The organism is Arenibacter lacus, from assembly GCF_008711145.1.
Classification (GTDB): domain Bacteria; phylum Bacteroidota; class Bacteroidia; order Flavobacteriales; family Flavobacteriaceae; genus Arenibacter; species Arenibacter amylolyticus.
Map to the genome: position 1 here is coordinate 1 of NZ_VVIN01000016.1, position 20902 is coordinate 20902.

Below are 20902 nucleotides of genomic sequence, written 5' to 3' on the forward strand. Positions count from 1 at the left end.
GATCGATTGGGGTACGACCCTCCGGGTCAACGGTTCAGAAATTGAAATAATGTTACAGAATGTCGGGGACGGTATGGCCGTAGCAGGCTATGGATTAACGTTGACAGGTGCTGGTACCGGATTTGGGGTTCCAATTGCAGGGATTGGAAGCGGAGTCTCATTTTCGGGTTCTATATTAGAATCAGCAGCAAACGCCAATTGGTCGAAAGGTGGGATTACAATTGGGGCTTTTGGGGTTGACTTAGGCACGGATATTTTAATAAAAAGAATCCCTGGATCTACATTATCAACTCAAATACTTCTTCAAAATAAAAGTTTGAAGATAAACTTGATTGAAAAATTTATTAATAACTGAAAATTGTTGTCAAAATGAGCTATCTTAAGTATATATTAATGATAATTATTTGTTCAATATTTTTATATTTTTCCAATAGGTTACTGGAATGCACAAAAAAATCGGGAAAAATTGAAGAAAAAGACCATTATATTAGTAAGGAGACGAGCGATCATTATTATGATATAAGGTTTTTTTTTGCTAGAATATTCGCAATTATAATAATTTTATGGAGTGCTTATGAATTGTATAGGTATATTATGTCATTATAGAAACGAGTAATGATAGTAGGATTTATTTTAGCTCCCGCTTAGATTAATAGGCAATTTCGGATGGATCTAAGGATTCCCTTTAAAACTTTTGAAAGCTCAAATCTTTTTTTTTGATAGAGCCTGCTTACCCAGAAGGTAGTAATTAAACTTATAATATTTACCATGCCCCTGCGGCCATCGGACCTACCTTCCGAGCCTATTCTTTTCCCTACCCACATTTTACCCATCCGCTAGGGGAGGATTTCTCCATCAGTCTTGCCCGACAGCCTCGGCCCCGCACCAAAGCTCAAGGGGCGAAAAACCCCTTGCCCTTTTTCTCCCTCGCTATGTAATCGACCTATTTAACCCTTTTCCCACCATCTTTTCGAATAAAATATAAAACCATATTAAACCAGGGCTGGTCTTATATGGTCTCATATGGCTTCATATGGTTTTGAGGCGTAAAATACTGTAAATAAGTCTTTTAAGTTGGTTTTTTAATGTATTATATTTATATAGGATTATCCGTTTTTAACGGATAGTTAATGTATTATATTTATATAGGATTATCCGTTTTTAACGGATAGCAAGTTATGTTTTGCGCTACGCAAAACTCCTACTTCTAGCGAAGTGAAAAGCTGCCCTTGGGAATAATAATCAACAAAAAGATCATGATCGCACGACTCCTATACCGTAACAAAGTGCAAGGCGTACTGAAATACGTACTGGGGAAACCGGAATCGACCATTCTCGGCTTCCACAATACCTATTCCGATACGGATACAAACCTCAAGGTCTTCGAACAGGTACTTGTCTTTTTGGGCTTCCGCCATGCCTCTGAAAAGCGCTACGTACATGCCACCCTGAACCTCCCCCGTGGCGAACACCTAGACAATGATACCTTTTTGGCCCTGGCCAAAGCCTATATGGAGTATATGGGCTATGGGGAGCAGCCTTTTATTGTGGTACGACATCACGATACCGAGCACGAACACGTGCACATCGTCTCTAGTACCATTAGGGAGGATTGTACCCAGATCAACCTTTCCTTTGACTATAGAAGGAGTATGGCTGCCCAGAAGCACCTAGAGAAAAAGTATGGGCTTTCCCCCTCCCCAGAAAAAAGATCGGTCCGGGAGCTTCCCAAACTGGAAACGCCCCAGTTTAACCACAAGGAAAGCAACGGGGTCCGATACTATATGCAGGACATCTTGAACAATACCCTGCAAAAACATAAGGTGCGGAGTTTTGACGAGCTTGGCAAACTACTGGAAAAGTACCATATCCAACTGAAGGTAGTGGAGCGTTCCGGTAGGGTAGGGCTAGCTTATGGCATTGCCACCAAGGAAGGATACCGATCCCGGTTTATTGGCGGCTATACCGTGCACCCCCAATTCTCCGGTCCCAAACTCCAACAAGTCTTCGAGCGCAATAAGGAATCGGCCCTATTGCCCATGGTGAAGAAACGACTGGAAAAGCAAGTACAAACTACCTATAAACTATTTAGGACCCTCCGTCCCGTGCACCTCCCAGATGTTCTGGACTCCCATCAAAAGCTCGATTGTAGGCTAAACTACAACGATCAGGGAGAGGTGGTGGATTTCACCATCTATGATAAATCGGGCTATGTGTTGCGCAGCGACGAGATTGGGAGGGGTCTAGGCATCCAAGAGAACCCCGAGTTGTTCCAAACCGAACACACCCAAATGTACATGGACAGCAGGCAATTGGAATTGGAATTCCAACGCTGCTTGAGGGAAGCCTTCCAAAAGACCTATCGAGATTTGCGATACAAACCCCTGTTCTCCGAGCATATCCTTAAAACTCCTTTAGATGTTCTGGTTAGGGAAATGATGAAATCGGAGCGCTTTCTCTTCCTTAAGAAACACTTACATACCGATAACCGGACCTTGTGGAAGGTAATCACCTCCCACTACTATCCTTTTAGTGAGAAGCTATATACCTCCGCCATGAATAAGGAAAAGCAGGAATTGCAAAAGAAGGCCGACCTTATTCAACGGGCCAGGGATCGGCTGTTCACTAGTACGTTGGACCAAAGGGAGGTCCTTGGTGCGCTTGTCCAAAGTCTGGGCGTACGATACAATGAGGGCACCCTGACCTATGCGAATTCCAAGCTCCACCAAGTACCAGTGGATCTGGGCAGTTATTTATTACAGACAAGCGTAAACCCGTATGTACCTCCTGGTTTTGCACGTGAAAACGAAAAGCTATTGGAAGGGCTGCTGCACGGCAAATCCGCCAAAGAGATAAAGCCGGGGCCCACCGCCCTATTTTTGCCCATGGTATTCCCAAAACTCTATAATGCTATGGTACCAACCTTTAGGGAGCGGTATGATACCTTGGCCCTAAAAGCCTACCATCGGTATGCCGAACGGATGCAGGCGCCCTTTGAGAAATCCCCAAGGGACTATATCGCCTTTTTCAACGCCAGGGGCTTTTATTTTGAAGAGCAGGGAGGAAAACTCTGGGTAGGTTCTCTTTATTCCAAATATAAAGTAACGGTCGCCCTTTCAACGAAAATGCAGGACTACCTACTATCGTCCCCTGAGCTTCCTAGTGTCATGGCCAGGCAACCTGTCAGCCTAAATCACATAATAGCCAAAGGACAGGACAATTTAAAAAGCCTTTGGATGGGGCATTTAATGGAATGCGGACTTTATAAACAAGCGGCATATAGTTACGTGTTGGACAGGATAACCCCCAATTTGCCACTGGAACTCGTAGAGCACCATATGGCAAACGGATTCAAGGAGGCCTTGGTGACCGTTGCCAATGAGCGGGAGCGTCTGGCACAGGCCAACACACTCCGAGCAGGATGGAACGCCCTGGAAACGCTCATGGGCCCTACCACCTCTCAAGAGGAGGAAGCCTATAACGGGTTTAAAGACGAGCTTACGGATTATTCCAAATACAAAGAGAATTGGTTTTTAGAAAGTTGGGGCGGCCTAAATTTTGGGCCTTAGGAATTCTTAATATCCAAGTGGTTCCTTTCTTGCGTAGCGTACACGGATAATATATACGGCCTCCTCCTCCACCAAATAGGATATTCTATAGGTGTGTTTTTCGTATGCCCTGATATTCCCATTATTGTTTTCCTTGAGGATATCCAACTTATATATCTCTGGATTGGTCGCTAATATCGCAGCCGATTCATAAATTTCAGTGATGATCTTAGTGGTGGTTTCAAGCGACTCGGATTGCTCCAATAAGTCCAAAAAGGCTTCATTGAGCTCTGCATCTGCCTGATGGGTCCAGATTATTGTTTTCCCCATTTTTTAATGCGCTCTTCCATTTGTTGGTGAGTGTACGTCTGTCCGCTTTCTATTTGAGCAATGGATGTGTCAATTTCCTGATTATACTGTTCGATACTGATACGCTCCGATGATACTTTCTTATTGTATTTCAGCATATTCTTTATTGCTTCGATAAATATAGGGTCTTTTACTTTATCGAGCTCTTTGTGTATCCATTTTAAATCCGCCTGTAAGTCCATTGTAATTTTATTTACTCACTGTAAAGATACAATTAATGTTCTATAATTATTTGGATATGACCTTGGTTAGATATTTTTCTCTATAGCCATCGGAAGGGAATTAAAAATTAATGACCTTCTCCAAAGCATTATCTGTGTCCCTATGCATAAAATTTGCCTGGTAATTTATGGTGGTGGTCACCGAGGAATGCCGATAAAGTTTTTGCAACATCTGAATAGGTATTTTATCACCTGCTATATTACCGAAACTATGACGAGCTATATGCATGGTAAGCTTTTTTGTTATCCCCGCTTTTTCTGCAATTTTGCCTAGGTATTTATTAACCTTTCTATTCCCGTTTTTCAATTTTTTAAAGTAATCCTTGGGATTTTTCAGATTGGCCGTTTTCATTTCAGGAAAAACAAAATCATCATCAAATCGCTTGTCCTTTTCATAAACCTTAAGTATCCCGTTTATTTTATCGGGTAATTTAAATGACAACAGCTTATTATTCTTTCCCATACGATAGTGTAACCGACCATCATAAATATTATTCCATTTTATCTGTAGAACATCACCGACTCGCATTCCTGCAAGATAAAAACTAAAGAGCCAAATACTTCGGGCATTAAATTCCTGCTTAGATAAATCATCCAATGCCTCAAGAGACTGTATTTCCTCTATATTCAATCCTACTTTTTTTGTTTCCGGAAATTTTAAAGATATTTTGTGGGCCCCAAAGGGATATTGTTTTTGGTCCACAATTCCTAATCGTATAGCTTTGTTGAAAAGGGTTCTTAAAACAATTAAATTGTTAACCACCGAACGTTGGGATAGATTTCTAGTTGATTTCAAATAAAGAGAAAAGCGGCGCAACAAGGTCTCATCAATTTCCTGAAAGCTTAATTCTTCATTGTTAACAAACCTGATAAAATGACCAATTCGAGCTTTATCAGATGATAAACGTTGAAGTTTATTTGTTTTTTCCAACCCTTCTAGATATTGGTCAGCAATTTCCTTAAAGCTAGTTTTGGAAAGAGGATTTGCGATCTCCTTTTTTATTTGCTTAGACGAAATATCATTTTTCCGTGTTTGAAGGTCTATTCTAGTTTGATTGGCTTCAGCCAACTTTTGTACGAGCAAATTATTTAGGCGTTGAGAATTTGGATGGGATTTCCTTACCTCTAGTTTTTCTTTATCCCAATATTTAGCGTCGATATAATGTCCAATATACAAATAGTTGGTTTTCCTGTCCTTGGTGATTCGAACAGCTAAGGGGAAATGACCTTGTTTGTTTGCTTTTTTCCGAAGCGTTATCTTTATACTTGACCCCATAACCACTAGTTTGTATTAAATATACGAATTCTAGGTACAACATAGGTACAACAAATGATGGTTTTTCTTGGTTTTATATGGTTTTATATGGCTCTTCAAAAAACACTAACAACCTGTTTATAAGCCATTTAGAGCCATATAAGACCAGACAATCGAGAATTCAAAATCCAGTTCCTTTGGAGTGTGGGTTCGATTCCCACCTCGAGTACGAAAGGCTTTAACAGCAATGTTAAAGCCTTTTTTTATTGCCAGGTAGCACATAGGTACAATAATAAAAGAATACATTTTTCCATAGGATATTTAAAAAATCACAACAGGCAGATAAATCCATTATCCTGCCAGCTACTAAGCCTATTAGAAAGCAATAGGAGACACTAAGTTTTTAAGCAAGCTAATTACACTATATGCCGCTAGTGCACTAGATTTAGGATTGTCCTTAGATGGTGTTGTCTCAATCACCACACTAACATTTACCGTTTCTCCCACAAGCACAATCTTATGCTTGTTGTTTTTAAACCCAGGTATACTTTTAATAGATACGTTAGTATTTTCAACTCCCGTTGCTGCCAAGGCAGTAGCCACCGCAACATTAACATTTTTTGGAAAATGTTTTATTGCCTCCAACGCAGAACCACTAAATATTACTTCTACTTTATCCTCAGAAAGCTCCCTGCCTCCTAAATATGGAGCTCCATTTAGTGATCTAGGGGATTTTTCCGTGGTAATACTTACCTCTACCTCCTCCATCAACATAGATCCACGCAAAACATCTAAACCTCCTACTGCTCCGGAGGGTATATGAACGCGACAACCATGATCCGAGGCTGTTTTTTTTACCTTATTGTAAAATTCCCCGTCTGCAAGAGCGCCAACCGATAAAGGAATTAAACTTATGCCGTTTTCCAGAATTTCCATTCCAATATCTTTAAACACCTCTGGAGAGGCAGCTTCAACAATGTAATCTGGCTTATCGTTTATTACCTCGTTTAACGTTTTATACACCTTGCAGCCAAGCTCATCTGCTAACTTTGTTGCATTTTCTATCCTTTCGCTAAAAATACCTAACACCTCATAACTATCATGCAAATCTTCGGTAACAACCTTCCCGATGATGCTTCCTAGCGATCCACTACCTATCAAAGCTAATTTATACCTCCTCACCTTATCCTCCTTTATTAAATCTTTTAAACAATCTAAATATACCCACAAAAGTGACAAGTATAGGTAAAATTAAAATGGCAAGGCTCCAAAGGTACCTTGCCATTGCAACTAACTCAACTTGTATGCTTACATTATAGGAAACCTTTATAAAATGATAGCGCATCCAAGTGAAATTTCCCCTCGGTGATCACCAGTTTTTCTGGACTTTCAGCCTCGCCCATAGCTTTAAACAGATCGTACTCAAAAGTACCGGAGAGATGAGTATATCCCTCCACGGTTTCCCCATAGAAACCAAATTTGCCTGTTTTAAAACCATTGATTTTCACACTTCTTTTAGATTTCACTTTACCAGCAACATCATCGGAAATATAATAATCCCATAATTGCTCCTTCTCAACAGTTGATTTATGGAAAACAACCATACTTTCCCCATTAGCATCCAGATTATCGTCATCCAATGAACCTGCCACATAAGCTCCTTTAGGATCATTATATTTATTCATGGGGATCACTATGATAATACCAAGGCTCTCCACCTCCTCCCCTAGCACGGCTTCTGCATCGCAATCCCCGCATTTAAATCCTGAGATACCCACTGTAAAGAAATCCTCATTTCCTTCTTCTGCCGCCTTATAAAAGGTGGTCACCCCAGCCAAATCACTTTTCCACACCTGTCCATTGATCTTCATGCTTATATAACTATCCCCTGACACATCCTCTAGACCACCGCGCCCCTCATCTTTAGAACAGGCAGAGATGCCAAATAGCATTACTGATACAATTAAAAAGCCTAGTGTATTACTATAAATTGATTTCATTTCTTACGTATTCTTATTTTATATTGAAAAATTATAAGCTATCCGCGCCCCTAAAAAATTGGCATTGCTCACTATCTGATACCTCAATCCAAAATCCCACTCCCCGGTGCTATAACCTCCTCCAAGAGACAAGCTCACTTCGGTAGCTGAAGAACTCCCTCCAAAACCAGACATATCTATTTTGGAGCTCAATGCCACTAGCCCCAATTGAGGCTCAATATAAAGTCCATCAAAATCGTGATGATAGCCAAACATAATGGGCACCATGCCCATATGCCCACTAACATCCGGACCCCCGTCCAATCCAAAACGGATATATCCCAAGGTCCCCGTAATATTAGCGTTTTCATTGAGCCCGTAATACACTTTGCCCGTAGCCCCAAAACCACTATTGTATGCCTTTCCAAAGTCCCCCATAGGGAGTCCAATTTCGGCCCCAACCCCTATTTTATGAAAGCCATCCTGTGCCATTGCACCCACTGCAACCAAGAGCGCAAAAGTGGTCATTAAAATATTTTTCCTCATAATTGTTTAAATTGATTGTTTACTTATTCCTGAATTGTTTTTTTTTCCATTCCCTTCAAAACACCCTTTATTTAATCCGGTTCACAAGAGCAAACTAGTAAACGCCACCCCCTATTTAGTAAACCCGGCAACCCAATTAGAATTACGTTTATAGAGGCATACTCAATGAATCCCCAGAAATTCTCACCCAAAACCACTATATAATAAATGGGTTAGACAGGACACCGACAATAGGACCACTATCACCGATATAACACCCTATCACCCAAACAAGTAGGTTATATTTAAATTGAATTTTTAATCCCCCAGGGAAATGACGATAATAGTACCCAATTGCAGCATTATAAGAAATGGATTCAGCAGGTTTTCTACCCCCCAACCCTCCATAAAACCACCTACTGCCTTGCACAAGTCTCAGAACATTGATTCGTATTTCCAATGCCAAACTTTTAGCCGCGTTCTTCCCTACACCCTTCTTTAAAATAAATGCTAACCCTACGCAAACAGACCGAACCACTAATTTGATATGGGCAACAAAAAAGATATTTTGATTTATAGAGCTTCAGCATTAAGACAACGCCCTCATTATTTGGCTCTTTTACTATTCTTTATTATGGCCGGGTGTATGGCCCAAAGTAAACTGGACCAATTGCAACAAGAGCTTTCCACAGCGACTACCGACTCCCTAAAGACGGCCTTGAAGATAAAGATATCTAGAGAGCTTCACAGGCAATCAGATCACGGGGAAGAGGATTTAGAAATTGCCACAGAAGCTGTAAACCAAGCAATAAACGCCCCCAATTCCATTATATACGCCCGGGCCCTCAACAACTTAGGCTTACTATACCGCTATCACCAACAATACCCGCTATCCATACCGCTTCATGTAAAGGCCTTTGAAATTGCCAAAAATTTTGAGGGGCATTCCCTGGATAAGATGATATTTGCCAATAACGCCGGGGTTGCCGGAAGGTATAATGCAGACTATGAGTTGGCGGTTGACTTTTATATGAAAGCACTGCGGATAGCAGAAGCAGAAAACAATTTACTAAACATAGAAATAGCTTGCAATGGGCTTGGCAATACCTTTATGGCCATCCCACAAAGACAAGAAGAAGGCCTACATTACCTACAGCGAGCCCTAGAGGCTGCCCAAGAAGGAGATAACCGTTTAGGTTTGGCTATGAATTACATAACCATAAGCGGCTACCACGACCAATTACGCCAGCACGAAACAGCCCGTTCCTATTTACGAAAGCTACTAAAATTAAACCAAGAGCTGGATGACACCTATGGGATAGCCATGACCTTAAAATCCTTTGGAGCGAGTTACCTTATGGAAAACAAGCATCTAGACATTGCCGAAGATTACTTTTTGGAAGCCCATCAAATTTTTGAAGAACTGGGAAATAAGCAAAGACAAGCGTTAACCCTCTACAACCTAGGGGAAGTTGCCTTTAAACAAAAAAAGTACAACCTAAGTCTGGCAAGACTAAACAAGGCATTAAATCTAGCTGAAGATTTAAAGGACAAGGTCTTAATTGTAAATATCTCTGAAATAATATCGGCCATATATGAAGAAAAGTCCAATTACAACAAGGCACTTTCCTACTATAAAAAGGCGCGGGATTATCAGGACAGCATAAACCTGGCCTCCCAAGAAATAAAAATTGCTACCCTAAGTAAACAATTTAATCTAGAAAAGAAGGAAACAGAAATAGGCTTATTAAAGAAAACACAAGCCTACCAAGAAAGCCAGATAGCTAACCAACAAGCAGCCATCAGAAATAGGGGGATTATCATTTTCCTATTAGCTGCAGTCTTTCTAACCTTGGCCCTCATAATATGGCTGCAGTACAGAAACCACCAGAACAAAAAACTAACCCAATCCATCATCCATCAACAAGAAAAGGAAAAGGTAGCGGCAGAATACAAACGAAATTTATTGGAGGCAGAAATTTTGGCAAATAGGATGAAATTAAATCCACATTTTTTATTTAACTGCCTTAATTCCATCAAATATCTAATTCAGCAAAACGACAACAAGAAAGCCGTAAAGTATTTGGTGAAGTTCTCTAGATTCACAAGAATGGTATTGGAGACCGCCAACAAACCTATGCACAGTCTCCAAGAAGAATTGGAACTCACCACCTATTATCTGGAATTGGAAGAAAATAGATTTAGCAGTGACTTTACCTACACGATCTGCAACTCAATTGGCAGTGAAGCAAATAAGGTTTTTCTTCCCACCATGCTATTACAGCCTTTTGTAGAAAACGCCATTTGGCATGGGCTGTTACCCAGTAAAAAGGATTCTAAATGTGTTGCCATAAAGGTTGAAAAAAGAATGGATAGGGTAGAAATTCATATCGATGACAATGGCCAAGGGCGACAAGAAAATAAAAGATCCTCCTATAAACCACATAAAAGCAGGGGCACCGAAATAGTAAATGAGCGAATTAAACTGTTCAACAAAAGTTATGACCAGTCTGTAAACTATACTATAGTGGACAAAACGGATGACAAGGGGAAGGCCTTGGGCACTTGCGTTGTTTTTAATATTAATAAATTAAACGGAACAAGGTAATGAACATTGCGATATTGGATGATGAACTACATTGCGTAGAAAGCCTATTATTTCACATCCGTCAATTATTCCCAAATTTTAAGGTCGTTTTTAAAGGCACCGACCCCATAGCGGCATTACCAGCCTTAAAAAGATTGGATATAGACCTGCTTTTTCTGGATGTGGAGATGCCCGGTATGAACGGTTTTGAACTACTGGAGAAATTCAACAAACTTCCCTTCGACGTTATATTTACTACCGCCTATAGCAGATATGCCATCAAGGCCTTTAAGGCCAAGGCTATTTACTACTTATTAAAACCAATAGACGAAGAGGAACTGGAAGAGGCAATAAAGCTATGGCAAGAAAAGTCGCACTCTAATGAAGAGACTTCCTCTGACATTCAAAACCTTCTAACCTACCTTAAACAAGAAAACATCTTACAAAACAAGATAGCCATCCCTGTAAGTGATGGTCTGGAGTTTGTAGAGGTGCAGAACATACTCTATTGTCAGAGTCAAAACAACTACACCTCCATGTTTTTACAAAATGGGCAAAAACTTTTTATTAGTCGCACCCTAAAAGATATGGAAAAGCTATTGAAAAGATTTTCCTTTCTTAGGGTACATCAATCCTATTTGGTGAACCCTACTTATATGCAAAAATATTTCAGGAACGATGGGGGCTATATCCTAATGACCAATAACCAAAAGATACCGCTAAGCAATTCTAAGAAATCCTTGGTTGCCAAGACCTTTCAAGGGATTAATGACCTATAGGCGCCCTAATTGAAAATTGGCTTCCACTCACCCATATGCTATTTTTTTAGTAAGAAACGACAGAGCTGATTTTCGTCATAGTAAACTATACCGGAAAATTAAATTTTTGCATCTGATAGTTGGTATACTAGGAGGAACAGAATGTGTAATTACTTCTCTTGATATCGCTCAACCCAATAAATAACAGACCCGGCATGAAACCACAGCACCTCATCAAAATCCTATTTTGCTTTTTCATCACTTCTTTGGGATACGCACAATTCAACCTGGACGCGGAATTACGTCCACGATCCGAATATCGCCATGGCTACAAGACCCTATTCCCGGACAACACGGATGCCGCCTTATTTGTATCGCAACGGACAAGACTTAATACGGATTACAAATTGGAAGGCCTTACCTTTTATCTAAGCATCCAAGATGTTAGGGTTTGGGGTGATGTGCCCCAACTAAACCTATCTGACGAGAACGGACTTGGTATTCATCAAGCTTGGGGAGAGGTTTTACTGCAAGAAGGAGTATCCGTTAAATTGGGAAGACAGGAAATTAGTTATGATGACCATCGGATTTTTGGTAATGTGGGATGGGCCCAACAAGGACGTAGCCATGATGCCCTATTGTTAAAGTATCACAAGCAGGATTTCAACATCCATTTGGGCCTCGCCTACAATCAAGATTCGGAAAATCTTTTCGGAACTACCCTAACCACACCGGGCACCTATAAAAGCTTACAGTATCTCTGGGGAAACAGAACATGGGATCGGTTTTCTGCCAGTCTTTTATTTTTGAATAATGGAGTACAATTTATAGACCCCATCAATAATGGCAACAACCAGACCAGATACAGTCAAACCCTTGGAACCCACCTTACATTCCAAGAAGGACCTTGGAGCTTAACCTCCAATATTTTCTACCAGATGGGCAAGGATGTCGCCAATAACGATTTAAACGCATTTCTTGTCGCTCTGGAAGGCAATTATAGGATAACAGAAAAATGGCAGATAGGTCTTGGCGGGGAGGCACTAAGTGGAAATAACAACGGAATTTCCGCCAACGGGAAGAACAAGGCTTTTACCCCGTTTTATGGCACCAACCACAAGTTCAATGGCCATATGGATTATTTTTATGTGGGCAACCATATCAACAATGTTGGATTGGTGGATCTCTATCTAAAAACCAAACTGGTACTTGGCGAAAAAGGCAGCCTGAATATTGCGCTACATAATTTCTCTGCGGAGGCCCCCATAGCTGGCACCAATAAGAAACAACTTGGAAGTGAATTAGATCTGGCCTATAACCACAAACTACAAAAATATGTCTCGATAACAGCTGGGTACTCACAGTTATTCCCAACTACTGGAATGGAAGCATTAAAAGCAAATTTTGATGGAAACACAAATAATTGGGGATGGATAATGATGACCATTAACCCCACCTTATTTACCACCAGCAACTAAATACCCCTAAAGGACATGTCACCTAATCCCGAAACTGCTAAGTAGTAGCTCCAATTAGCCTTCCCTCACCACCTTCTAGCACTTAAACAGAAAACCAGCAACACCTACTACTTGGGAGAATCAGCAAAAAAGGCAATGGCTACAGTGTTCCTACCAACAGTCTCATCCTATATTTAGAGCTAAGATATGCTCATAGTTAGTAGTAAGATTATACTTCTTAAATTATCTTAAATTTATCTCTTAATTCTCCTGCCTTGCGAGATTTATTCTTCTTTTTGTATAACATAATACAATTGTTTTTTATATTAGAACTCTGATTTAACCATTTTAATAATAACCAACCTAACCAATCACTATGAAAAAAACTCTACTTTTTTGTATTGTTTCTTTTATCTGCAGCATTAGTAATGCTCAGGAAGAACCTACCAATAATCCCTATTGCGAACCAGATCCGGTGGCTTCTACAGCCAGCTTTTTAAACTACCTGAAACTCTCCAGCACTTCTGCGGGAGATGGGGACTTATTACATCACACTTCTGAGAATACCGGTTACGAAAATGTGACCTCTACTACGGTAGAATTGACTCCCGAAGGATCCTACACCTTTAATTTTGGGGTTGGGGATGCGTCTGCCACTGCCTACAAGAGAGTGCATGTATGGATAGACAAGAACGGGGATGGCGATTTTGAGGACGCTGGGGAAGAAGTGTTAAGCTGGACAGGTGCAAATACTTCAGCCGACCTTAAATTCTCCAATAAGGGGATAGGAGCTATTGAAGTAGAAGGAATTACTAGAATGCGAGTAGCTATGCGCTCCTCGGACAGCCCTATAGGTACTATTGCTCCATGTGATGTTTTCACAGACGGAGAAATAGAGGATTATCAAATCAGTTGTCCCGTTACTCCACCAACTGCTGGCACGTATTGCGAACCAGAAGCTGTAGCTTCTACAGCCAGCTATTTAAACTACCTAAAGGTATCGAGCACTTCATCAGGAGAAGGCGATTTATTAAATCACACTTCCGAAAATACCGGGTATGAAAATGTAACCTCCTCCACGATAGCGATGGTCTCTGGAAGAACGTACACATTTAATTTTGGCGTTGGGGATCCAAGCGTTACCGCCTATAAACGAGTACATGTTTGGATAGACAAGAATGGGAATGGCGATTTTACCGATGCTGGGGAAGAAGTGTTTAACTGGACCGGAGCCAACACCGGTACAGATCTTAAATTCTCCAATAAGAATATTGGTGTTGTAACCGTTGAAGGCAGCACCCGGATGAGGATCGCCTTGCGATCTTCGGACAACCCTATAGATCCTATAGCTCCCTGTGATGTTTTCAACGACGGGGAAGTAGAAGACTACCAACTTAGTTTCCCTGTTGCCCCTCCTTCAGACGGCACCTATTGCGAGCCGGAAGCTGTGGCCTCTACCGGAAGTTTTTTAAACTATTTAAAACTATCGAGCACCTCAGCTTCCAATGCCGACCTTTTAGATCATGCAACAGAAAACACGGGCTACGAGCATGTAGACGCTTCCAACGTTGAGCTGTTCCCTGAAGGCAGTTATACCTTTAATTTTGGAATTGCGAATGCCACTGCTACCACTTACAAAAGAGTTCATGTTTGGATCGATAAAAATGGCGATGGCGATTTTTATGATGCCGGGGAAGAGGTATTTAGCTGGACAGGAGCCAATACCAGTTCGGATCTTAAATTTTCCAATAAAGCTATTGGCGCTATAGCCGTGGAAGGCACCACGAGAATGAGGGTTGCCATGCGATCTTCAAACAGCCCTATTGATCCCATAGCTCCCTGTGACGTTTTCAATGACGGGGAGGTAGAAGACTACACCTTCACCTATAAGGCTACTGAAAAACTTAGCTTACTGACTCCTGAAATCTCACACGATTTATTTATCAGCAGTAAAACCACCTATGCCACCGATGGCAAACCCCATACCTATAGGATCCCTTCCTTGGTAACTACCACCAAAGGTTCCCTTTTAGCCATTGCGGATGCCCGTTTAAACAATAGTGCCGATGTACCCGGCCGCATCGATTTGTATGTTAGAAGAAGTACGGATAACGGGGATACTTGGAGTGACAATATTATTATCAACACCCAACATGGGGGTGATGCTTGTACCGTTGTTGATAGAACTACGGGAAGAATATTTATTTTTTATGCCTATTCGGAAAGAAAGAATATTTTTGGTTCTAATGGAGACCCTGATAGTCCTGACACCTTAAGATCCCAGTACGTTTATAGCGATGATGACGGCCTCAGCTGGTCCGAACCTGTAGACCTAACCGCAGCCCTCTATAAACCTGGAGACAATTCTTATTGGGCCTCTGGCGGGAATGGCATCCAATTACGGAATGGCACGCTAGTAATACCTATAGCGGTGGTGAGAAGCGGTGTTATTTATGGGGGTATCATCTATAGCGAAGACCATGGAGAAACTTGGCAAAGAAGTGAAACCAACAGTTATTCCAAGTTCGACGAAAACACCTTGGTTGAGCTAAACGACGGAAGTATCATGGTAAATGCACGGAACCACTATGGAACGCAAACAAGACTAATCACCCATACTTCGGATTTAGGAAAAACTTGGACTCCCTATACCTTTGATGCTACTTTAATAGATCCCATTAACCAAGGGAATATTTTGAGATACACCTCAACGATAGATGGATACGACAAAGACAGAATATTGTTCAGTAATGCTGCCAATAGGTCCTCTAGGGTAGACGGAGCTGTACGAATTAGCTATGACGAAGGAAAAACATGGGCTTATTCCAAAATGTATCAGCCTGGCTCTTCGGCCTATTCTTGCTTAACCATTCTACCGGATGGAAAAATTGGGGTATTGTACGAAACGGAAAACTACTCCAAAATTAGATTCAAAAGATTTACGCTGGAGGAATTGACGGATGGTACCGACTCCTATACATGCCCCGATCCTACAAACGAGTATCAAAGCGATTTTGATGGCGATGGAATTGCCGATGTATGTGATGAGGATGACGATAATGATGGGGTGTTGGATGTTCATGACAAGTGTCCCGAAACCGATCCGTCCGAAACGGTAGATGCAGACGGTTGCCCCATCCCCACCTTATTGCCTCAAGACAATTTCTTAATCCAGACCACAAGTGAAAGTTGTAGAAACAGCAGTAATGGAAAAATAGCAATTACCGCCAACCAGGTCTACAGCTACACGGCTACCATTGTGGGAGCTGAGACCAACGGTGCCTACCACTTCACCAATGAAACGGAGATAATCGGATTGCCTTCTGGCAACTATGAGGTCTGCATCGCGGTAGAGGAAATACCTGGATTTACTCAGTGCTACGACCTTAGAATAAATACTCCAGAGGCATTAAATGTACAATCTACCGTGAACAGATCAGCCAAAAGCCTTTCTTTAAAAATGTCCAATGCCAATGAGTACACCATAGATGTCAACGGAATGAAATTCAACACCAGCAATCCAGAAATGGAATTATCGCTACAAGAAGGGTTAAATACCATTAAAATCTCAACGGACAAAGATTGTCAAGGTGTTTTTGAACAGACCATTTTTGTTCCCAGTGATATTGTGGTTTATCCAAATCCAGTAAAGGATAGAATGCATATACAATTGGGTAATAACGATACCTCCAAGAGCGTTACCGTACATTTATATTCCAATACCGGGGTATTGTTGATGACAAAAACCTCGCCCGTCCAAAACGGCATCGCGGTCATCAATGTAAATCACCTAAAAACAGGTCTTTACACTATGGAAATTAAAACACAAACCAATAAAAAGAATATAAAAATTATAAAACTATGAAAAGATTAATCGCACTTACCTTAACTATATGCCTTATGGCTTGCACCAAGGGGAATGAAGAGGGGGAGGCAGATGCAATGGTCCCCACTGCCGTAAGTTTGGTTTTTCCGGAAAACAATTCTGAATGTTCGGAAGGCACCGTCATAGATGACAATAGCAGTAGCATTGTATTTAGGTGGGATCCCAGCGAAAACACAGATACCTATACCTTACAGCTAAAAAACCTAAACACAGGGGTTACTGCTGTATTTCCAATGGATACCACAGAGAAAGCCATTACCGTAGAAAGAGGAGTACCTTATGCTTGGGAGGTAATCTCTACTTCCATTTCCTCCTCGGAAATAGCAAAAAGTGATACATGGCAGTTTTATAGCTCCGGGGACGGCATTAGCTCCTATGCCCCCTTTCCTGCACAACTTATAAGTCCAACATATGAGGCACGGATAACGGCTACCAATAACTTGGTTAGCCTAAGCTGGAGTGGCAGTGATGTAGATGGGGACATTGTTGGTTATGACGTATATTTTGGGGATACAGAAACCACAGAACCTTTTCAAACTTCAGTACAAGAGAATAAGTTGGAGAATATTGAAGTTACCTCTGGGACCACCTATTATTGGAAAATTAGGACCCATGATTCACAGGGGAATAGTTCTATCACCAATTTTTTTAAATTCCATGTAAATTAAATGGGAAATTAATCTTGCTCCCCTACTGCACCTAAGGAGGGAGCCTGAGGTATACCACCAGCTGCAAAAAGCTCCTGCTCGGACATTATTATCCGGGCAGGACTTTTTTTTGAGCTGCATCCCCACCTCCTTTCCACCTACCAAGTAACTCAGGAACACCCCCTTACCCTGCATAGGCCCTGGATAAAAACTTTCCCCTTAACTTGGGATTCACCCCTTGTTGGAGTTATATTTGTAAAAAATTTTACGGTTGACAAAATCTATCCTGCCACCACTGTTTGCACAGTCTCCGCAACTGCGAAAACTGCAGAATTCCATTGCCAATTCTCAAAATAAAACGACAAAGGACCCCGCTTCCGTGACCAATATTAAGGGCTTGGTGGGCTCTTCCCTGTCCTTTGTAGTCGCAGAAGCTTTCCAAAAAGCATCTTCGCCCTTTCTCTTTGTTCTATCCGATAAGGAGGAAGCCGCCTATTATTTAAACGATTTGGAGCAACTTATTGGGGAAAAGGATGTCCTCTTCTACCCGGGAAGCTATAGAAGGCCCTATCAAATAGAGGAAACGGATAACGCCAATGTATTGTTGCGGGCAGAGGTTCTAAACCGCATCAACTCCAGAAAGAAACCGGCTATTATCGTTACCTATCCCGATGCCCTATTCGAAAAAGTAGTCACCCGTAGGGAGCTGGAAAAAAACACCTTAAAAATTAAATTGGGGGACACCCTTTCGCTCGATTTTTTAAATGAGGTGTTGTTCGAATACCAATTTAAACGGGTGGATTTCGTGACCGAACCAGGTGAATTTTCACTCAGAGGAGGAATTATGGACGTGTTTTCCTTCTCCCACGATGAACCCTACCGTATCGAGTTTTTTGGGGACGAAGTTGATAGTATCCGAACTTTTGATGTAGAATCACAGCTCTCTAACCAAAAGGTAAAGAAGATCACTATTATCCCCAATGTAGAGCATAAGTTTTTGGACGAAAGCAGGGAGAGCATTCTTAAGTACATTGCCCCCAACACCCTTATCTTCAGCAAAAACCTCCACCATCTTTACCACAGGTTGGACGATTTTTATGAAAAGGCCAAAGAGGCCTTCGCCAAATTATCCAAAGAAATTAGGCGGGCAGAGCCCTTAGAGCTATTTGCCAATGCTGATACCATTAGGGAACAATTGGAAGATTTTAGCGTATTTGAAATAGACGGAAACAAGGATTCCAATACGGGGGAAACCATACTTTTTAATACCCAACCCCAACCTTCCTTCAATAAAAAGTTTGATCTTTTAATAGACAACCTCAACCAGAACCACAAAAATGGGTATATAAATTACCTCTTTTGTGCCACAGAGCAGCAGGCCCAACGTTTCCATGACATTTTTGACGAGGTGGATAAGGAAGTACATTACAAAACAATTGTCTCCCCGCTGTACCAAGGATTTGTAGATAAGGACTTAAAAATTGCCTGTTATACAGATCATCAGATTTTTGAGCGCTACCATAAATTCCACCTAAAAAACGGTTACGCCAAGAAACAGGCCATTACCCTAAAAGACCTGAACAAATTGGAGGTAGGGGACTATGTAACCCATATAGACCACGGTATCGGAAAATTTGGCGGACTCCAAAAAATAGATGTGGAAGGCAAGATGCAGGAGGCTATAAAACTGATGTACGGGGAACGCGATATCCTATATGTGAGTATTCACTCCTTACACAAAATCTCCAAATTTAACGGCAAGGACGGCTCACCCCCAAAAATATACAAGCTAGGGTCCGGGGCATGGAAAAAAGTTAAGGACAAGGCTAAATCGCGCGTAAAGAAGATTGCTTTTGACCTTATCCAACTTTATGCAAAACGTCGCGCTAAAAAAGGATTTCAATACGGTCCGGACAGTTACCTCCAACACGAATTGGAAGCTTCTTTTATCTACGAGGACACCCCAGACCAGAGCAAGTCTACCGAGGACATTAAAAAAGACATGGAAAGCGATCGGCCTATGGACCGACTTGTTTGTGGGGATGTAGGTTTTGGAAAGACCGAGGTGGCCATCCGTGCCGCATTCAAAGCAGTGGATAACGGCAAGCAGGTAGCCGTACTAGTACCCACCACTATTTTGGCATTTCAACATCACCGAACCTTTTCGGAACGCCTAAAAGAGATGCCCGTTTCCATTAGCTACCTCAACCGCTTTAGGAGCGCCAAGGAAAGGAAACAAACCTTGGAGGATTTGGAAGCTGGAAAAGTAGATATCATTATTGGCACCCACCAATTGGTGAATAAAAACGTTAAGTTTAAAGACCTTGGGCTACTGATCGTAGATGAGGAACAGAAATTTGGCGTATCCGTAAAAGACAAGCTCAAAGCTATAAAGGAAGATGTAGATGTGCTTACCTTAACGGCAACCCCCATTCCTAGGACGTTGCAATTTAGCCTTATGGCTGCAAGGGACCTTTCTGTAATTAATACGGCCCCTCCAAACAGGTATCCGATACAAAGTGAGGTTATCCGTTTTAATGAAGAATTAATCAGGGATGCTATTTCCTATGAAATTCAACGTGGCGGTCAGGTTTATTTTATTCATAATAGGGTAGAGAACATCCAGGAAGTAGCGGGAATGATTCAGCGTTTGGTTCCAGATGCCAAAATAGGAATTGGTCATGGGCAAATGGAGGGTAAAAAGCTAGAAGCCCTTATGTTGGCCTTTATTAATGGGGAGTTTGATGTACTGGTATCCACTACCATCGTAGAAAGCGGTTTGGATGTTACCAATGCCAATACCATCTTTATTAACAATGCCAATAATTTTGGACTGAGCGACCTACACCAAATGCGGGGACGTGTAGGCCGAAGCAATAAAAAAGCCTTCTGTTACTTTATTACCCCACCCTATGAGGTTATGACTAACGATGCCCGAAAGCGAATTGAGGCCTTGGAGCAATTCACAGAGCTGGGAAGTGGCTTTAATATTGCCATGAAAGATTTAGAAATTAGGGGAGCCGGTGACCTTTTGGGAGGCGAACAGAGTGGGTTTATCAACGATATTGGGTTTGATACCTACCAAAAAATATTGTCTGAGGCCATTGATGAGTTAAAGGAGAATGAATTTAAGAAACTCTACGAAGAAGTGGAAGGAAAGCCCACTGTTTTTGTAAAGGACACCCAAATAGACACAGACCTAGAATTATTATTCCCAGACGATTACATCAATAATATAACCGAACGCCTTAATCTGTATACAGAACTCAACCAAATTAAGGAAGAAGAAGCCCTGCAGAAATTTGAATCGCACCTTATAGATCGCTTTGGGGAACTGCCCACCCAAGCAGTAGACCTATTAAACTCGGTTCGCATTAAATGGATTGCCAATGGCATAGGCTTAGAGAAAATTGTAATGAAAAAGGGGAAGATGATAGGGTATTTCATTGCCGATCAGCAATCCAAATTCTATCAAAGCAAACAGTTCACTACGGTTTTACAATTTATCCAAAGCAATCCTAAACTAGCCAAGCTTAAGGAAAAAGAAACCCGTAAAGGACTGCGACTTTTGTTGGTGTTCAATGATATTAAATCCTTGGATAAGGCCTATAGAGCCATGCAGCAGCTTGCCCCTGCGCAACTAACTTCTAAAGTGGAATCTACCTAACAC

14 protein-coding genes are annotated in these 20902 nt (G+C 41.4%); 8 read left to right on the plus strand and 6 right to left on the minus strand.

Features of this window, described 5'->3' with window-relative positions:
* The coding region (locus F1E73_RS07005; protein ID WP_223883380.1) for a hypothetical protein at positions 1-355 on the plus strand (355 nt) is incomplete at its 5' end.
* Between the two features lie 901 nt (positions 356-1256).
* Complete coding sequence (locus F1E73_RS07010) at positions 1257-3569, plus strand: relaxase/mobilization nuclease domain-containing protein (RefSeq protein ID WP_150451508.1); 2313 nt, start codon at positions 1257-1259, stop codon at positions 3567-3569.
* Positions 3570-3575: 6 nt separating this feature from the next.
* Here the strand turns inward: F1E73_RS07010 and F1E73_RS07015 are convergent, their stop codons facing one another.
* From F1E73_RS07015 to F1E73_RS07040, 6 genes are all read right to left on the minus strand, one after another.
* On the minus strand, positions 3576-3878 hold the full coding sequence (locus F1E73_RS07015; RefSeq protein ID WP_072765331.1) for a type II toxin-antitoxin system RelE/ParE family toxin: 303 nt from the start codon (positions 3876-3878) through the stop codon (positions 3576-3578).
* The gene (locus tag F1E73_RS07020; protein ID WP_072765330.1) at positions 3863-4099 is read right to left on the minus strand and encodes a hypothetical protein; all 237 of its coding nucleotides are present in this window, start codon (positions 4097-4099) and stop codon (positions 3863-3865) included. Before F1E73_RS07020 ends, F1E73_RS07015 begins: the two co-directional genes overlap by 16 nt.
* A 100-nt stretch (positions 4100-4199) precedes the next feature.
* Positions 4200-5414, minus strand: coding sequence for a site-specific integrase (locus F1E73_RS07025; RefSeq protein WP_086477496.1), 1215 nt, complete (start codon positions 5412-5414; stop codon positions 4200-4202).
* Between the two features lie 354 nt (positions 5415-5768).
* Complete coding sequence (gene nadX / locus F1E73_RS07030; RefSeq protein WP_191088994.1) at positions 5769-6623, minus strand: aspartate dehydrogenase; 855 nt, start codon at positions 6621-6623, stop codon at positions 5769-5771.
* An 83-nt stretch (positions 6624-6706) separates the two neighbouring features.
* Positions 6707-7393 carry a hypothetical protein gene (locus F1E73_RS07035; RefSeq protein ID WP_150451510.1) on the minus strand — a complete coding sequence of 229 codons (687 nt, stop codon included), beginning with the start codon at positions 7391-7393 and terminating at the stop codon, positions 6707-6709.
* 18 nt (positions 7394-7411) lie between these two features.
* Positions 7412-7918, minus strand: coding sequence for an outer membrane beta-barrel protein (locus F1E73_RS07040; RefSeq protein ID WP_086477499.1), 507 nt, complete (start codon positions 7916-7918; stop codon positions 7412-7414).
* 526 nt (positions 7919-8444) lie between these two features.
* Here F1E73_RS07040 and F1E73_RS07045 point away from each other — a divergent pair.
* The 6 genes from F1E73_RS07045 (at position 8445) to mfd (ending at position 20899) form a co-directional block, all read left to right on the plus strand.
* On the plus strand, positions 8445-10505 hold the full coding sequence (locus tag F1E73_RS07045) for a tetratricopeptide repeat protein (protein ID WP_150451511.1): 2061 nt from the start codon (positions 8445-8447) through the stop codon (positions 10503-10505).
* Positions 10505-11263, plus strand: a complete 759-nt coding sequence (locus F1E73_RS07050; protein WP_150451512.1) for a LytR/AlgR family response regulator transcription factor — start codon at positions 10505-10507, stop codon at positions 11261-11263. Before F1E73_RS07045 ends, F1E73_RS07050 begins: the two co-directional genes overlap by 1 nt.
* 194 nt (positions 11264-11457) lie before the next feature.
* Complete coding sequence (locus F1E73_RS07055) at positions 11458-12720, plus strand: alginate export family protein (protein ID WP_150451513.1); 1263 nt, start codon at positions 11458-11460, stop codon at positions 12718-12720.
* Between the two features lie 355 nt (positions 12721-13075).
* Positions 13076-16564 (plus strand): GEVED domain-containing protein, encoded by a 3489-nt coding sequence (locus F1E73_RS07060; protein ID WP_150451514.1) that lies wholly within the window; start codon positions 13076-13078, stop codon positions 16562-16564.
* Positions 16561-17253, plus strand: a complete 693-nt coding sequence (locus tag F1E73_RS07065) for a hypothetical protein (RefSeq protein ID WP_150451515.1) — start codon at positions 16561-16563, stop codon at positions 17251-17253. Before F1E73_RS07060 ends, F1E73_RS07065 begins: the two co-directional genes overlap by 4 nt.
* Positions 17254-17503: 250 nt before the next feature.
* Positions 17504-20899, plus strand: a complete 3396-nt coding sequence (gene mfd, locus F1E73_RS07070; protein WP_150451516.1) for a transcription-repair coupling factor — start codon at positions 17504-17506, stop codon at positions 20897-20899.
* Positions 20900-20902: the final 3 nt, after the last annotated feature.

Coding starts and splice junctions, on each gene's coding strand:
- F1E73_RS07045 (WP_150451511.1), top strand. CDS start 8,445: ATGGGCAACAAAAAAGATATTTTGATTTATAGAGCTTCAGCATTAAGA.
- F1E73_RS07015 (WP_072765331.1), bottom strand. CDS start 3,878: ATGGGGAAAACAATAATCTGGACCCATCAGGCAGATGCAGAGCTCAAT.
- F1E73_RS07010 (WP_150451508.1), top strand. CDS start 1,257: ATGATCGCACGACTCCTATACCGTAACAAAGTGCAAGGCGTACTGAAA.
- F1E73_RS07050 (WP_150451512.1), top strand. CDS start 10,505: ATGAACATTGCGATATTGGATGATGAACTACATTGCGTAGAAAGCCTA.
- F1E73_RS07035 (WP_150451510.1), bottom strand. CDS start 7,393: ATGAAATCAATTTATAGTAATACACTAGGCTTTTTAATTGTATCAGTA.
- F1E73_RS07055 (WP_150451513.1), top strand. CDS start 11,458: ATGAAACCACAGCACCTCATCAAAATCCTATTTTGCTTTTTCATCACT.
- F1E73_RS07025 (WP_086477496.1), bottom strand. CDS start 5,414: ATGGGGTCAAGTATAAAGATAACGCTTCGGAAAAAAGCAAACAAACAA.
- F1E73_RS07020 (WP_072765330.1), bottom strand. CDS start 4,099: ATGGACTTACAGGCGGATTTAAAATGGATACACAAAGAGCTCGATAAA.
- F1E73_RS07060 (WP_150451514.1), top strand. CDS start 13,076: ATGAAAAAAACTCTACTTTTTTGTATTGTTTCTTTTATCTGCAGCATT.
- F1E73_RS07040 (WP_086477499.1), bottom strand. CDS start 7,918: ATGAGGAAAAATATTTTAATGACCACTTTTGCGCTCTTGGTTGCAGTG.
- F1E73_RS07065 (WP_150451515.1), top strand. CDS start 16,561: ATGAAAAGATTAATCGCACTTACCTTAACTATATGCCTTATGGCTTGC.